This is a genomic window from Gemmatimonadota bacterium (assembly GCA_009835325.1).
Classification (GTDB): domain Bacteria; phylum JAAXHH01; class JAAXHH01; order JAAXHH01; family JAAXHH01; genus JAAXHH01.
Genome location: VXWP01000094.1, coordinates 1 through 15,539, shown reverse-complemented (window position 1 = coordinate 15,539; position 15,539 = coordinate 1). Strand labels below are relative to the sequence as shown.

Sequence of the window (15,539 nt, the reverse complement as noted above, 5' to 3'; positions counted from 1 at the left end):
ACGTCCATCCTACCATCAACTACGAGGAGCCCGATCCCGATTGCGACCTGGACTACGTCCCCAACGCGGGCCGGGAACGGGAAGTGAGGGCGGCCTTAACCAATTCGTTCGGTTTCGGGGGGCATAACGTGACGCTCGTGGTCAAGAAACACACGGCGTAGCTTCTTTCCGAAAAGCCTCGGACGTGCTTCGGGGACTACCGTGCCAAATCGGCATTCCATTCTGCAGAAGCTGCGGCGCGCGGCCAGCGCCCTGGTCTCGGGTCTGAAAGGCGGTGCATCCGGTAAAGCCGCGAACCGAACGGCCCTTGAACGTGAAAACGTCCGCCAGGTTCAGAAATACATCGACTACCGCTTCAAGAACCCCGATTACCTGATCACGGCGCTCAAGCACCGTTCTTACGTGTACTCCCGGGAGCAGTCCGGCGTCCACTCCAACGAACGGCTGGAGTTCCTGGGCGACGCGGTGCTGGATCTCGTGGTCGGCGAGTTCATTTACCAGAAGTACCCCGGGCGCCGCGAGGGCCAGTTGACCCAGCTCCGATCCACGCTGGTCAACCGGAAGGCGCTCGCCCGCCAGGCCCGGGCGATGAAACTCGGACGCTATGTACTGCTGAGTACCAGTGAAGCCCGATCCGGCGGCCGGTTTCGCCATTCGATCCTGTCCGATGCCTACGAATCCATCATCGGCGCTATCTACCTGGACGGCGGGCTTCAGCCGGTCCGACGGTTCCTGCACCGTACCCTCCTGCAAGAGCTGAGCGAAGAGCGTCCCTCCCATATCGATCACACGCGGAATTACAAAAGCGCGCTGCTGGAATACACGCAGGGCGAAGGCATCGGCCAACCGGAATACCGAGTCGATTCCGCCGTGGGTCCCGACCACGAAAAGATCTTCACCATCGAAGTCTTCGTCGCGGGAAACCCCGTCAGCAAAGGTACGGGCACCAGCAAGAAGAACGCGGAACAGGATGCCGCGCGACAGGCCGTGGAGCAGCTGCAGTCCGACCGCGACATCGATCGGTCATGATCCGCGTACTCTCCACGCCCGGATGTTCCGCCGCGTACAACATGGCCGTGGACGAAGTGCTGATGGACGCGTGCCGGCGGGACGCTGAGATGTTGACGCTGCGCGTCTATTCATGGCATCCGCCGGCCGTTTCCATCGGATACGGGCAGGACGCGGAAAAAGAGATCGATCCCGGGCAATGCGAACGGTACGGCATCGACCTGGTTCGGCGGATCACCGGGGGACGGGCGGTACTGCACGACCAGGAACTGACCTACAGCCTGGTGGCGCCGGAGTCCCATCCCGCGCTGGAAGGCCGGTCCGGCGTGCTGCTCCGCGCGGTGAGCGAGGCGCTGGTCGAAACGCTGAAACATTTCGATATACCCGCCGAGCCGGCGATGGAAGGGCGTTGCGGTTCGGGAGGCAATGACGATGTATGCTTTACGGCCACCGGACGTTACGAGATCACGGTGGCCGGCCGGAAGCTGGCCGGCAGCGCCCAGCGCCGATCCCGCGGGGTAGTACTGCAGCACGGTTCGGTGCTCCTGGGTCGGGGGCACCGCAGGCTTGCCCTGCTGATGCCCGCCCACGAACCGGAACGCCGGGAGACCATCGCCCGGCTACTGAACCACCGGACCGTTTCCGTTGCTGAGTTAATCCCCGATCTGCCCACCTTCGAGGAATGGACCGACCGCCTGTCCCGTTCGATGCTCGACCGCCTGAACGTGGAAGGCCGAACGGACGTGCTGGACGCGGAGGAGCGGCGCATGGCCGAGTCACTGGTCCGCACCCGGTACGCAAACGCCCACTGGACCTATCGAAGGACCGCGAGCCATGCCCGGTGAACCCATTGCCATTACCGGCATCTCCTGCCGGTTTCCCGGCGGGATATCGACGCCACAGTCCTTCTGGGGATTCGTCCTGAATGGCAAAGACGCCATTCGTCCTGTACCGGATGAACGGAAATCGCTGTGGAACCCTTGGCCGGACGGCGGGGATTTTCCCGAATGGGGCGGATTCGTCGACGAAATCGACCGGTTCGACGCGGCGTTCTTCAACATCTCGCCCCGGGAAGCCCGCCACATCGATCCCCAGCAGCGCATCCTGCTCGAACTCGCCTGGGAAGCGCTGGAAGACGCGCGGATCCCCCCGGCCAGGCTGGAAGGCCGGCCCGTCGGTGTGTACATGGGGATCTTCCTGGACGAATACTGGGACCTCCAGCGATATGCCGCGCCCTCGCAGGTCGGCATGCACACCAACACGGGCGGGACGCTGAGCATCGCGGCGAACCGGATCTCCTACTTCCTGGACCTGAAGGGCCCGAGCATCGCGGTGGACACGGCCTGTTCTTCGTCCTTGACCGCCATCCACCTGGCCTGCCGCGACATCCAGGCCGGGACGTGCACGGCCGCGCTTGCCGGAGGCGCCAATCTGCTGCTGACCCCCCAGACGACACGCGGATTCGAGCAGGCGCAGATGCTGTCGCCGGATGGGCGATGCCGGGCCTTCGACCAGGGGGCGAACGGATACGGGCGTAGCGACGGTGCGGGCATCATCGTGCTGAAACGCCTGTCCGACGCGGTGGAAGACGGCGATGCGGTCTACGCGGTCATTCACGGGTCCGCGATAAACCAGGACGGACGCAGCCGCGGCCTGACGGTCCCGGGACAAAGCGCCCAGCAAACCGTCATCGAGGCGGCCGGCCGCGCTGGTGGCGTAAGCGCCGCTCAGTTTGCCTTCGTGGAAGCCCATGGCACGGGAACGCCCACGGGCGACCCCGTCGAAGCGATGGCCATCGGACGCGCCACGGGCGACGCAGGCTGCCTGATCGGATCGGTGAAAACCAATATCGGCCATACCGAGGCCGCGGCCGGGGTCGCGGGTCTCATCAAGGCAGCGCTGGCGCTCAAACACGGCATCCTGCCGCCCTCCCTGCATTTCGGTAAACCGAACCCCGACATACCCTTCGAAGAGCTCGGCCTGAAAGTGGCCACCGAACCGGTGAACCTGCCCGGTCCCACCTATGCCGGCGTGAATTCCTTCGGATTCGGCGGCGCAAACGCCCACGTCGTGCTCGGATCGCCGCCGGTCACGGAATCCCCTAGACATCCAGCCGATGTGCGAACCGGAAACGGAACGGCGACGGTCGCAAAGAGCGGATCACACGGTAAGGAGAGTTCGCAGGGCGAGGCCGACCCGCACGATCCGCTGCTGCTTACCATGTCCGCCCACAGTGCCGGCGCATTGAAGCAGAAAGCGGTGGATACGGTTTCCTTGCTGCGAAGCCACCCCGATATACCGCCCGATGACTTCACAGCCACGCTTGCCCTGCACCGGTCCGATCTCGATCACCGCCTGGCGCTGGTGTACGAGGATCTGGGAGAAGCCGCCCGAAATCTTGAGGAGTTTTGCGCGGGCGGCATCCCCGATCGGCTCGAGACGGCACGGAAAGGCGCGAAACCGGCGCCCGTCGTTTTCGTCTTCACCGGCATGGGGCCGCAGTGGTTCGGCATGGGGAAAGCGCTTTATCGCACGGACCCCGTCTTTCGCGATGCGATGGACGCGTTCGACCTTCTGTACGAGGCAACAGCGGGGAGATCGATCAAGGACGCAATGTGGAGTGGTTCAGACGGAGAACGAATCATCGACGTCGAGATCGCCCAACCCGCCAATATGGCGATTCAGTGGGCGCTGGCGGTCCTTTGGCGGTCCCTGGGCATCGAGCCGCAGATCGTAGTCGGCCACAGCGTTGGAGAAATCGCCGGAGCCTGTGTCGTGGGAGCACTTTCCCTGGAAGAGGGCGTTCGTATCATCTATCAGCGCAGCAGACTGCAGAAGGAGATGCAGGGAAAGGGTGAGATGTTGGCGGTGGGCGTGTCATCGGACGAGGCCGAGAAACTGGTCCAACCCTATGACGACGGCCTGTCCATCGCCGCGGTCAACAGTCCGGTGTCCGTGACCATATCGGGGGAGGCAGGGGAGGTCGAACGGTTACAGGAAACAATTGAAGATCGACGACTCTTCTGCCAAAAACTGCACACTGAAATCGCCTATCACAGCGGGCAGATGGATGGAATCCGCGACGATTTCCTGGCGTCACTGAATGGATTGTCCCCCTCGAAAACCCACATACCCCTGTTGTCGACGGTCACGGGCGCGGAGACTGACGGGACGGAACTCGATGCGGACCACTGGTGGCGAAATATCCGCAGTCCCGTCCTGTTCGACCAGACATTCGATCAGATCCCGGGTGACGAGGAGGCACTTTACATCCAGATCGGCCCTCATCCGGTGCTATCAGCGGCCATTTACGAGAACCTGGCACACCACGGTCGAGCAGGACACGCGCTCGCATCGCTGCGCCGTGATCGCGGAGCGTGGGACGTCCTGCTTGAATCAGTGGCCAAGTGCTACGTCCATGGACACGATATCCTCTGGGAGCGCCTGGTGGAGCCGCCGCGTACGCGTGTTCCGTTGCCGCCTTATCCCTGGCAGAAGGAACGGTACTGGTTGGATGGCATGACAACACATTCGGTTGGCCTGGACAGTCTGAGCGGCTCGGTGAATCTGGGCGCCCCGGTTGGCCCGGACGGCCGCCGGTTCCCGCAACCACTGATCGGTCGAGCAATCGAATCGTCCGTCGACTCCGACTTCCGGGTATGGGAACGGGCGATCAGTCTGGCGTCCCACCCGATCCTGGTGGACCACACGGTTTTGGACCGATCCATCATGCCCCTTGCCGGGCAGATCGAAATGCTCATCGAGACGCTCGACGAGACGGAGGTTGTGAAGTTACCGGAGGTCCCCGTCGCCTTCACCGACCTCAAACTCCTGCATCCGCTGATTTTGCCCGAAACCGGTGCCCACCTCGTCCAGGTTGTGCGCGGGCAGAACCGGTATACCCTGTCCTCCAAATCTGATTCTCAGGAAACGGCTTCGACGTGGCTGGCGCACATGCGTACCGAAAGATCTCAGGGGGCCGGGGCGACTGAGGTAGCCGGGATGACCGAAAACATCGACCTGGAAGGCGTCAGATCCCGCTGCGACCGCCGGATCACGAACCGCCGATTCTACGAACGCGCCTCCGAATCGGGGTTTGAATACGGCCCCGCCTTCCGCCAGGTCGACGACGTCGTATACTCCGACCGGGAAGCGCTGGTCACGCTGGCGCCCCGGGATGAAGGACACGGGTCCTACCGCCTGCACCCCGGTGTCCTGGATGCTGGTCTGCAGGTTCTATTGCTGCTCGTGCCGGATGACGGCCCGCATCTACCAGTCGGCGTAGAAACCGTTGTGCTGCAGAGACTTCCGGATCAACACGAAGTCCTGGTTGCCTACGCGAGGCTGCGAGAAATCTCGAAAGACTGCGGTCTGCTTGCCGACATGTATCTCGTAGACGAAAAAGGCCTTCCTGTGGTGGCACTGGAAGGTGTGGTACTGTCCCCGGCAAGCGGTCTGAAAAACCGTCACAACATCGATAACAACCCTCACGGACTGTATCGCGAGGAATGGGTGGACGACAACCGCTGGACGGAGCATCTGCAACCTGGTCCGGCCTCCCACTGGTTCGTGCTTTCGGACGATCGTCGACTCGGGCGCAAACTGGCCGACGCCCTGTCGCAGCCTGGTGTGGAGGGTGAATTCATCGACATAACCGGCAGTGGATCGGAAACAAACCTGGGCGCGCTGGCCGACAAGTTGAGGTCGGTGGAATGCGACAGCGGAAGCTACATTGGTTTGGCAGGGATTTGGACGGGAGGCGACGACCGAAAGTCCGGCCGCCAGTCTGGTCAGCAGTCCAGCGAGCAGTCCTGCCACCACACCGGCCCTGCCCTGGAATCTTTCGAACTGGTCCGGACAGTGCTGGACAACCCGGATCTTCCGTGCCGCCTGCGGCTGATTACGGCGGGCGCGCAGTCCGTGAAGGCAGACGACCTTGTATCGCCGGCATATGCGTCGATCTGGGGCTGCGGACGGGTCGCCATGCGAGAACATCCCGAGTTGGACTGTACGCTGATCGACGTTCCGGCCGGGACCGGCGGGACCGATGTGGGGCGCCTCGCGTCGATCGTGGGCGCGGACTCATCACACGGTGAATTCGCGGTGAGGGGGTCTGGTGTTTTCACCCGCCGTCTGGTTCCCTTAGATCTGGAGCGGAGCAATGCGAAAACCGTACCCGTAACCGCTTGTTCAAAATCAAGTTACGTACTGGCACAGTCCTCACCCGGCTCGATCGATGACCTCCATTTCAAAACGAAAACGAAATCCTGTCCCGGACCGGACGAGGTGGTCGTTCGCGTACGGACCGCCGCACTGAATTTCCGGGACGTGCTGACGGCCCTCGGCATGCTGAAGGAACCATCACGGCAACCATCGTCCTTCGGATGGGAATGCGTCGGCGAGGTAGTCGCGTGCGGCGACCGGGCGGACTCCGTGGAAATCGGCGACGTGGTCATGGGGATGATGCCTGGTGCCATGGCCGGACACGTCACCGTGAAGGCCGGACTGGTCGTCCGAAAGCCCGAACACCTGGGTATCGAGGAGGCCGCTACGCTGCCTGTGGCCTTTCTGACGGCGTACCTGGGGCTCGTGGTACGCGGCGGGATGTCCGCCGGTGACCGCGTTCTTATTCACAACGCGACCGGCGGGGTGGGACTGGCCGCCCTGCAAATTGCACAGCAGGCGGAAGCCGAGGTGATCGCCACGGCCGGATCTAAAGAAAAACGCGCCTTATTGAAAACGATGGGCGTTTCCCATGTAATGGACTCCCGATCCCTGGAATTCGCCAAAGAGATCATGGAGAAGACGGACGGGAAGGGCATGGATATCGTGCTCAATACCCTCTCCGGTCCCGCCATGCGGGCTTCCCTGTCCTTGCTGGCTCCCCACGGACGTTTCATCGAGATCGGCAAAACCGACTTGCTGAACCACGGATCACTCGACCTTAACCGGTTCGACCAGAACCGATCCTATCACCCTATCGATCTCGCGCAGTTCATCGAAGAACGGCCGGATCGGGCAGGCAGCTTGCTGCAAGAGGTCGTCGATATGGCCGGGGATGGCAGGATACGTCCCCTACCCTATCAGACCTTCCCGATGGAACAGGCGCGTGAGGCCATCCGGTTCATGTCGCAGGCCCGGCACACGGGCAAACTGGTGCTCGTGGATGACGGAGCGCCGATTCCGGTGAACCTGGGCGACGACGACCCGGTCATACGTCCGGGCGGGACCTACCTCGTCGCGGGCGGCACGGGCGGGATCGGACGTTTCCTCACCGGCTGGCTGCTCGACCGGGGAGCCGGCCGGGTGGTCGTTACGGGTCGAAGGAGAGTCGAGGAGACGGCGCTGGAAGCCGATCCCGCCGGAAATGTCAGGTATGTGCAGGCCGATGCGAGCGACCGGGAGGCGATTGGACAACTCATAACGGATCTGGGCGCGGAGCATGGGCCGGTCAGGGGCGTTTTCCACGCCGCCGGCGTGCTGGACGACGGCATTCTGCTCACCCAGACCGTGGAAAGGTTCGGCAAAGTACTCGGACCCAAGACATCCGGTGCCTGGCTCCTGCACGAGTTGACAAGGGACCTCGACCTGGACCTTTTCGTCCTGTTTTCCTCGGCAGCTTCCCTGGTCGGCACCGCGGGCCAGGCGCCCTACGCCGCCGCGAACGCATTTCTCGACGGCTTGGCTAACCTCCGACGCCATGAGAGCCTGCCGGTAACATCGATCAACTGGGGTCCCTGGGAAGGTACGGGCATGGCGGCAGACGAACACGCTGTCGATCGTCTCAGGCGGCAGGGACTGCGACCGATCCCGCCCGATGAGGCCGGTGCACTACTCGACCGGTTGTTGCGTCGGGACGTTCATCGCGTCGGCGTGATGCCTACGACGGAACCCGCGGGACAATCGCTGCTAGCACCGTACCTGTCTCCGGTCGATCGACCGGAACGCGCACCACCGTCGATCACACCGCTATCGAGGGCAGATCTGAACGCGTTGGCCACGGACAAACTACGTGTCTACATCGAGGACTATGTGAACGATGCGATCGGCAGGATCGTGGAAGTGGACCCGGATAACGTCGATCAAGGGCAGACCTGGCGCAGCCTGGGGGTCGATTCCCTCATGGCCGTGGAATTAAGAAACCGTTTCGAGGTAGGGTTGCACGTGTCGATTCCGGTAGAATCGCTACAATCGGAAACCGCCATAGAACAGACGGTCGACACGTTGCTGGAGGGGTTGAAAGCCACGAGCCGGACTTGAACCGGCGACCTATTCATTACGAGTGAATTGCTCTACCAACTGAGCTATCGTGGCCTGGTAAAACCGCGCACAATATAAGGCACGACCCACCCGATCGCAACCCGTTTTTAGGCCTCGATGGATTGCAGGGACCGCACGATATTCCCACGCGTTCCGGCGATGTCGAAACACGCCCGCTGGTTGGTCTGCATGAGCCGGAGCGCCACGTCCATCGCCTCTTTTTCGGTGAGGAGGCCGTCGCTCACCTCGCCTTCCAGGGCGCGGCCGAGCCACCTCCGCGCCTGCACCGCGTAGGCATAGGCGCTGGTAGGCCAGCCGGTGTCCCCGCCGAAAGCGAACAGCTTGTTGATCGGCACGGCGTGGATGAACCGGCGGACGAAATCGCAGGAACTGAACGGGTCGATGGACCAGGCCCAGCAGAGGTCCACCCAGACGTTGGGGTAGTGCTTCGCGAGCGCGATCAGTTCGTGGCTGTAGGGGTAGGCGATGTGCATCAGCACGAACCGGGCGTCGAGGTAGCGCGCCAGCAGTCCGCACAGATTGCCGCTTTTAATCCGGTCTACCGGCATCCGGCTGTGCCCCGCGTAGTACCCGGTGTGGATCTTGAACGGCAGGTTGTGCTCAATGGATAGTTCCACGCCCCGCGCCCAGCCCCAGTCCCCCAGGCACAGCGAAGCGTCTTCCGGCGCGCCAGCGGGATTACTCAGCACGATCTCCAGGGCCCTTGCCGCTTCCTCGTCGCTACGCTCCTCCCACCGGAGCGTTCTGGAATAGGCGTGCTGCGCCTTGACGGCGATGGCGTGGGGACCGTACTTCGCGAAGATGGCGGCCATGGCGTCGTGCAGGCTGCCCAGGTTGCTCACCGTAATCCCCGTTTCCTCCGCGATTTTCTCTACGGGCACCTCGCCATTGCAGAATCCCACCCAGGAGAGATCATAGAGAAAGAAATCCGGTCCAGAGGCATCCGGTTCGCAAGCCCAGACGAAGTTGTCGATCTGCACGTGATCCAGACCCGCGCGGTCCCGCAACAGTGCCAGTCGCTGGCCGGGGCCCCGCAGTCTGTCGTTCTCGGCCTGCGCCGCCGTCAGGCCGTCGGCGGTAATCTCGGCCATGCCATACACGTCTTCCGCCAGAATGCGCACCGCTTCACCGTATCCCGTATACTTCACGGCCTCCCAGGCCGGCCGGACCGGTTCGAAGCGCGCCGCTACGTCGCCCTTTGCGGGATCCAGCAGGGCGTTGACATCCTCCTGCGAAGCGCCGGCGACCACGAGATCCGCCGGGACGTAGTTCTCGAAGAGGTCCTGCAACACGTCCGGCCCGTTGGCTACCCAGTCTTCTTCGAACCTGAGATGCTCATGGGTGTCGATAAGCGGCGTTTCCTGAATGTACCGGGACAGATCGGACATGAAGACCCTCCTGCGGATGTGCACGGGGAAGCGGGGAAACATGAGAGACGGACTATAGACCGGGAATACCCCCGGGGTGAGTCGAACACCCGACCAACGGTTTAGGAAACCGTTGCTCTATCCACTGAGCTACGGGGGCTGGAGTGTAGTTCCGGTCCGTGCTCAACTTAAGAACGGGCCTGCCGGGTGTCAACGCCTTAATGCGGACATCCAGGCAGTGAATGATCTTGTCTTCGCGTATACACCGGCATATATTCTGACCGCTCTATTCGGCGGTGCATTGAGCGGCAGGATTACTGTACGCGGAGCGGGGATTCGAGAATGAAAGGACTGGTAAAATACGACCATGGTCCGGTCAACATGGAAGTCCGCGACATGCCTGTTCCCGAGCCCGGTCCCGGAGAGGTCCGGGTGGAGATCCAGGCCGCGGGCATCTGCGGGACTGATATCCACATCTACAAGGACGAGTACCCCTACAACCCGCCGGTGATCATGGGTCACGAGTTCTCCGGCATCGTGGATGAGGTGGCCGGCACGGACGAATATCGGCCGGGCGACGCGGTGACCGGCATTCCGACCACCGTTGTCTGCGGTGTGTGCCGTTACTGCGTGGCAGGCCAGCACAGTCTCTGCGACCGCCGCCTGTCCATCGGCAGCGGGGTGCACGGCGTGTTTACGAAGTACGTGGTCATGCCCACCTGGGCCTTGCGGAGGATTCCGGAACACCTGGACCTCACCATCGGCGCGTTGAGCGAACCCTTGTGCTGCTGTGTGAAGGCCGTTTCCATACGCACGTCCGTTACCGCCGGCGACGTGGCGGTGGTGACCGGCCCCGGCCCCATCGGCATGCTGACCACGCAGGTGGCGAAGGCGGAAGGCGCTTACGTCATCCTGACCGGCACTTCGGCGGATGAGGACCGGCTCGAACTCGGCGCACGGTGGGCCGACGAGACCGTCAACATCGAAGAGGTCGACCTGCTCGATCTCGTCAGGGATCGGACCCAGGGCTACGGCGCCGACGTGGTGTACGAATGTTCCGGGTCGGCGGCGGCCACCCGCTCGGCCATCGAACTCGTCAGGAAGCAGGGCACCATCATGCAGATCGGCCTGCACGGCGGCCCCTTCGAGGTGGATTTCTTCCCGGCGGAACTGAAGGAAATCGACATTAGGACCTCCTTCGCCGGATCCCTGGATGCCTGGGACCGCACCATGGTGATGCTGGATCAACACAGGATTGAACTGGAACCAATCGTGTCTGACGTGGTTCCTTTAACCGAGTGGGAAAACGCATTCCACCGGCTGTTGAACAGAGAAGGCATGAAGATACTGTTCGAACCGGTCGAATAACGAAAGGGTTTGAAATGGACCTGGGATTAAAGGACAAAGTCGCGCTGGTTACGGGCTCGAGCCGGGGCATCGGACGATCGATCGCCCTGGGCCTGGCGGAGGAGGGATGTCACGTCAGCCTGAGCGCCCGGGGGGAAGAGCGGTTGCTCGAAACCGAGAAGGAAGTCGCACAGAAGGGCGTCGAAACGCTGGCGACAGCGGGAGACCTGACCACGGCCGAGGGTATAGAGCGGGTCGTGGAGGCGACGCTGGCGCGGTGGGGACGCATCGACGTCCTGGTCAACAACGTGGGCGGAAGCGTCTGGAATCCCTTCGACGACGTATCGGATGACGAATGGCTTCACGTGTTCAACCTGAACATGTTCGCGGCGGTCCGGGCGACTCGGGCCGTGCTCCCGGCGATGCGTGCGCAGGAAGGCGGGTCGATCATCACGATTTCCTCGATCTTCGGACGCGAAGCGGGCGGCCCTGCCACCTACAATGCCACGAAGGCCGCCGAGATCTCCATGGGCAAAACGCTCGCCAAGGAAGTGGCCAAGACCGGCATCCGCGTGAACACGGTAGCGCCGGGCTCGATCATATTCCCGGGTGGAAACTGGCAGAAGCGGCTGGACGCGGACCCGGAAGGCATCGGCAAGTTCATAGAGCAGGAACTTCCCGCCGGACGCTTCGGCAAGCCCGAAGAGATCGCGGACGTGGTGGTTTTCTTGTCATCCGACCGAGCGAGCTGGGTGACCGGCGCTTGCATCAACGTGGACGGTTGTCAGTCCCGTTCCCTGATCTAGGCTATACGCGGAGGATGCGCGGCATGAACTCGCGCCTCGAACAGCTTGAGCTGCTCGCCAGCAAGGACCCCGGCGATCCCTTCATTCAATACGCGATCGCGCTGGAATACGTGAGTTCGAACCGGCTCGAAAAGGCCGCCGAAATCCTCGAACGGCTTATGGCGGCATCGCCGGACTACACGGCGGGCTATCATCAGGCCGGCCGGGTTTACGAACAGCTGGACCGCGATGATGAAGCCCGCAGATGCTACGAGCAGGGGATCGTCGTGGCAGAACGCCAGGGTGACGCCAAGGACCTGGACGAAATGCGGGAAGCCCTCGCGTTTCTGGACTGATTTTAAAGATTGGAAACGAGCAGATAGCACGCAAACCACTTCTACGCATAGCCCAGGACGTATTCGGCTGGACTTTTCTCGTCATCGGGGTCCTGGGCCTGTTCCTGCCGCTGCTGCAGGGCGTGCTGTTCATCGTCATCGGGCTGACGATCCTGTCCACGCGCTACGCCTTCGCCCAGCGCATGTTGGCCCGCCTGGAGAAGAAATATCCGGACATCTACGCCAAAGTAGAGCAGCTCAAGGTCCGGTTCGCCGCAAGCAAACCGCTCCTGGTCGCCATCGGCACGATCCTGATCGTCCTGCTGGGCGTGGGGATCTACCTGGCCGTGCTGGGGTTCAAGACGGCCTATGCGAAGATCGCGCCGATCCTGTTGAACTAGTCAGATCAGGCGCCGAATCAGGCGTCTACTGCGCCGGTCCAGCCGGTCGAGGTCGGGAATCTCGTACCGGTTGCCGTTTTCGTCCGTGATCAGGATGCGGCCGGGCGCCAGTTCCACCATGCCTTCCCTCAGGTCCCGCATGGGGATCTTGACGTCGCCACGGTCCGTCTCGACCGAGAATAGCGACGTGCCTCCCCGGCCTTCCATCTCCACGATGCGCGTTATCCTCGGGCGAAAATAGCGCCATTCGATCTCATCGCGGATGATGCGACCGGTTTCCTCGTCGCAGGACGTCGGATCGGCCAGGATGCCCAGGTATTCGTCATCCTGGTCGAAAAAGGTGATGTACCGGCTTTCGTGCGAAAGCGGAAAAGCCTGTCGTATCTTGACGCTGAAGAACAGGTCACCCGCGATGGACAGCGTGGGCGGCTGGTCGTCCCGCCGCTCGAGGTGAACGGCGGCCGGATCGAGAAAGGACATATATTACCCCTCCACACCCACGATGCTCGAGACGTTGGTGTGCAGCTGGACCAGGCGGTAATACTCGCCCTGCCGGTCCAGCAGCTCCTCGTGCGTGCCCAGTTCAACCGGCTCGCCGTTCTTGAGGACGAGCAGGCGGTCGGCGTCTCTGAGGGTGGACAGGCGATGGGCGATGGCGAGGGTCGTGCGGCCCTCCATGAGCCTTCCCAGGGCTTCCTGGATCTTCTTCTCCGTTTCCAGGTCGAGGGCCGAGGTGGGTTCGTCGAGAATCAGGATCCTCGGGTCGTGCAGGATGGCCCGGGCGATCGCGACCCGCTGGCGCTCCCCGCCGGAAAGCCGGCCGCCCCGTTCCCCGACGGGCGTGTCGTAGCCGTCGGGCAGCTTGACGATGAACTCGTGGGCGTTCGCGTTGATGGCGGCCTCGACGATCTCCTCCCGAGTCGCTTCCTGATTGCCGAAACGGATATTGTCGGCCACGGAACCGGAGAACAGGAAGGGATCCTGCTCTACGTAACCGATCTGACTGCGCAGTTGCGTCAGGTCCATCCGGCGTACATCGGTTCCATCAATCAGAATCCGCCCGCCGTCGACGTCGTAGAAACGGCACATCAGCTTGATCAGGGTGGACTTCCCTGCGCCCGAGTGCCCCACGAGGCCGATCATCTCGCCTGGTTCGACGTGCAGGTTGATCCCCTTAAGCACCGGCTGGTGCGCCACGTAGCCGAAATTGACGTCCTGCAGCTCCAGGCGTCCCTCGAAACGGGGTACGTCGACGATGCCGGCTGGCGTGTATTCTTCGATGGGGCTGTCGATGACTTCGAAAGTCCGGGTGATGGCCGTCATCATCTCCGGGATCCAGTCGGCCATGCCGGTCAGTTGCTGAACGGGACTGTAGAACATGGCCAGGTAGAGGAGGAAGGCCACCAGCATGCCGATCGTCATAGCGTTCGACTGCACCAGGAGGCCGCCGTACCACAGAACGAGCAGTCCGCCCACGGACACGAGGAACGCGAGCAGCGGGCGCACCGTGCGCGAACGGACATGGATGTTGCGTTCGGCCGTGAACACCTTCTCGTTCTCGAGCTGCATGTCCCGGCTTTGCCGTTTCTCCTGGGCGAAGATCTTCACGACCCGGATGCCGGCCAGCGCGTCGTTCACCCGCTCGAAGAAGGTCGCCCAACTGTCCCACGACCTGCCGTAGAACCACATCAGGTACCGCTTGATATGGACCGAGGCGAAGATGATGGCGGGAATGGGGATCAGGACGAGGAGCGCCAGCTCCCAGTTGAGATAGAACAGTACTGCGGTCATGCCGATCACGAGCAGTCCCTGCTGCACCACCTGCGGCGCGAAATCGATCCAGAAGTAGTGGATCGACTTGGCGTCCCGGGCGATGCGGGCCATGAGACCGCCCGTCTGCTGCATGTCATAGTACTTGAGGGGCAGGAGCTGCAGCACGTTCAGCAGTTCGGAACGCGCGTCATAGGCCAGGCGGTCGCCCAGCACGGCCAGCATTCTCCCGCTTATAATGGTCACCCCGGTATGGACGATCCGGGAAACGGCCAGGAGCGCGACGATCGTGGGAAGCCAAATGAACATGCTCTGGTCCACCAGGACCTGGTCGACGAGGATCATGGTCAGGTACGGGGGCAGCAGGTCGATGGCCGACGCGGCAACCGTGACCACCATGGCGATGACCAGCTTGCGCCAGTGGGGCAGGCAGAAAGACCACAATCGCCCAAACGTGCGCAGGTGGGCCTCGCGGCTCGACCAGTCCGGGACCGGTTCCTCGGCAACGGGCTCCGTGTGATCCGTGCTGCCGTCGGGGCCGATCAGGTGCAACAGAGACTCGACGGCGTCGGTCATGTCCTGCGCCACGGCGTGGGTGTACCGGAGCAGCCGGATGCTCTTCCCGTCCACCTCGGCCTCGAGCGCGCTCGCGCCGACCAAAGGCTCCACGGTCAGGCCGTCGATCTCCGCCAGGGAGAGGGTATGGGTCAGCGTCCAAGCTCCGTCGGACCGGGTTGCCGCCACCAGGTGCCGCCGGGTCACGACCAGCATCGACTCGTCAATGCGGCCGTCCGGCGCCAGGTCGGTCTTGCAGGCAAAGAGAAGGTCAGCCTTGTCCTCGCCTGCAGGCAGGCCGGACGGGATCAGACGGGTCAGTTCGGAGGGTATCTTGTTGATCAGGGGCATGGGAGCGGCGCGTTCGGGTTCAGTGTCGTTCCGTATCTTCAGCCAGGGATCGACCGGGGATCAGCAAGGGAAATCAGAACAGGTTCGGATGCAATGCGGCAGCCAGGTTCTCGATCGCGAGGAAGAGTCTGGGTGCGGGTCGAAGCAGCCAGTTTTCGGGAATCAGAACGACGCGTTCGTTACGCACGGCGTCCAGGTCCTGCCAGCCTTTCAGCGACTTCGCCCTTTCCAGGTATCTCGCCCGGACTTCCTCTGCGTCCTGTCCTTCACCCAGCGTGGAAAGGAGGACCTGCGGATCCCTGGAAACGATGTGCTCCAGGTTGTACACCGCCCACGTAC

11 protein-coding genes and 2 tRNA genes are annotated in these 15,539 nt (G+C 62.6%); 8 read left to right on the top strand and 5 right to left on the bottom strand.

All coding sequences use genetic code 11. The features are described 5' to 3' along the window. The 4 genes from F4Z81_13395 to F4Z81_13380 form a co-directional block, all read left to right on the top strand. Positions 1 to 161 (top strand): beta-ketoacyl-[acyl-carrier-protein] synthase II (locus F4Z81_13395; GenBank protein MXW06041.1); only part of this gene is annotated, 161 nt, incomplete at its 5' end. Positions 162 to 201: 40 nt separating this feature from the next. Beyond that, positions 202 to 1,029, top strand: a complete 828-nt coding sequence (rnc, locus tag F4Z81_13390) for a ribonuclease III (protein MXW06040.1) — start codon at positions 202 to 204, stop codon at positions 1,027 to 1,029. After that, positions 1,026 to 1,853 carry a lipoate--protein ligase family protein gene (locus tag F4Z81_13385; protein MXW06039.1) on the top strand — a complete coding sequence of 276 codons (828 nt, stop codon included), beginning with the start codon at positions 1,026 to 1,028 and terminating at the stop codon, positions 1,851 to 1,853. The genes rnc and F4Z81_13385 overlap by 4 nt, the downstream gene beginning before the upstream one ends. Then, the gene (locus F4Z81_13380; GenBank protein ID MXW06038.1) at positions 1,843 to 8,268 is read left to right on the top strand and encodes a type I polyketide synthase; all 6,426 of its coding nucleotides are present in this window, start codon (positions 1,843 to 1,845) and stop codon (positions 8,266 to 8,268) included. The genes F4Z81_13385 and F4Z81_13380 overlap by 11 nt, the downstream gene beginning before the upstream one ends. Here F4Z81_13380 and F4Z81_13375 read toward each other — a convergent pair. From F4Z81_13375 to F4Z81_13365, 3 genes are all read right to left on the bottom strand, one after another. Then, positions 8,250 to 8,322, bottom strand: a tRNA-Thr gene (locus F4Z81_13375). The genes F4Z81_13380 and F4Z81_13375 overlap by 19 nt on opposite strands. 53 nt (positions 8,323 to 8,375) lie before the next feature. Then, positions 8,376 to 9,677, bottom strand: a complete 1,302-nt coding sequence (locus F4Z81_13370; protein MXW06037.1) for an amidohydrolase family protein — start codon at positions 9,675 to 9,677, stop codon at positions 8,376 to 8,378. 66 nt (positions 9,678 to 9,743) lie between these two features. Continuing rightward, positions 9,744 to 9,816, bottom strand: a tRNA-Arg gene (locus F4Z81_13365). 182 nt (positions 9,817 to 9,998) lie between these two features. On the opposite strand from F4Z81_13365, the gene F4Z81_13360 reads away from it, so the two are divergent. Genes F4Z81_13360 through F4Z81_13345 form a run of 4 tightly spaced genes read left to right on the top strand, consistent with a single transcriptional unit; the run spans position 9,999 to position 12,524 of the window. Then, positions 9,999 to 11,024 carry an alcohol dehydrogenase catalytic domain-containing protein gene (locus F4Z81_13360; protein ID MXW06036.1) on the top strand — a complete coding sequence of 342 codons (1,026 nt, stop codon included), beginning with the start codon at positions 9,999 to 10,001 and terminating at the stop codon, positions 11,022 to 11,024. A 14-nt stretch (positions 11,025 to 11,038) separates the two neighbouring features. Continuing rightward, positions 11,039 to 11,809, top strand: coding sequence for an SDR family oxidoreductase (locus F4Z81_13355; protein MXW06035.1), 771 nt, complete (start codon positions 11,039 to 11,041; stop codon positions 11,807 to 11,809). 14 nt (positions 11,810 to 11,823) lie between these two features. Then, positions 11,824 to 12,144: a hypothetical protein gene (locus F4Z81_13350; protein MXW06034.1), complete on the top strand. Its 321-nt coding sequence runs from the start codon at positions 11,824 to 11,826 to the stop codon at positions 12,142 to 12,144. Further along, a complete protein-coding gene (locus F4Z81_13345; GenBank protein ID MXW06033.1) occupies positions 12,141 to 12,524 on the top strand; it encodes a hypothetical protein in 384 nt (127 codons plus the stop codon). The genes F4Z81_13350 and F4Z81_13345 overlap by 4 nt, the downstream gene beginning before the upstream one ends. Here F4Z81_13345 and F4Z81_13340 read toward each other — a convergent pair whose 3' ends face one another. Together F4Z81_13340 and F4Z81_13335 are read right to left on the bottom strand one after the other, a co-directional pair. Next, a complete protein-coding gene (locus F4Z81_13340) occupies positions 12,525 to 13,004 on the bottom strand; it encodes a DUF1854 domain-containing protein (protein MXW06032.1) in 480 nt (159 codons plus the stop codon). A gap of 3 nt (positions 13,005 to 13,007) precedes the next feature. Further along, positions 13,008 to 15,200, bottom strand: a complete 2,193-nt coding sequence (locus F4Z81_13335) for an ABC transporter ATP-binding protein (GenBank protein ID MXW06031.1) — start codon at positions 15,198 to 15,200, stop codon at positions 13,008 to 13,010. Positions 15,201 to 15,539 lie beyond the last annotated feature (339 nt).

Bases quoted from the DNA above. Each gene is read 5' to 3' on its own strand.
- F4Z81_13385 (MXW06039.1), top strand. From the start codon at position 1,026: ATGATCCGCGTACTCTCCACGCCCGGATGTTCCGCCGCGTACAACATG.
- F4Z81_13380 (MXW06038.1), top strand. From the start codon at position 1,843: ATGCCCGGTGAACCCATTGCCATTACCGGCATCTCCTGCCGGTTTCCC.
- F4Z81_13370 (MXW06037.1), bottom strand. From the start codon at position 9,677: ATGTCCGATCTGTCCCGGTACATTCAGGAAACGCCGCTTATCGACACC.
- F4Z81_13360 (MXW06036.1), top strand. From the start codon at position 9,999: ATGAAAGGACTGGTAAAATACGACCATGGTCCGGTCAACATGGAAGTC.
- F4Z81_13355 (MXW06035.1), top strand. From the start codon at position 11,039: ATGGACCTGGGATTAAAGGACAAAGTCGCGCTGGTTACGGGCTCGAGC.
- F4Z81_13350 (MXW06034.1), top strand. From the start codon at position 11,824: ATGCGCGGCATGAACTCGCGCCTCGAACAGCTTGAGCTGCTCGCCAGC.
- F4Z81_13340 (MXW06032.1), bottom strand. From the start codon at position 13,004: ATGTCCTTTCTCGATCCGGCCGCCGTTCACCTCGAGCGGCGGGACGAC.
- F4Z81_13335 (MXW06031.1), bottom strand. From the start codon at position 15,200: ATGCCCCTGATCAACAAGATACCCTCCGAACTGACCCGTCTGATCCCG.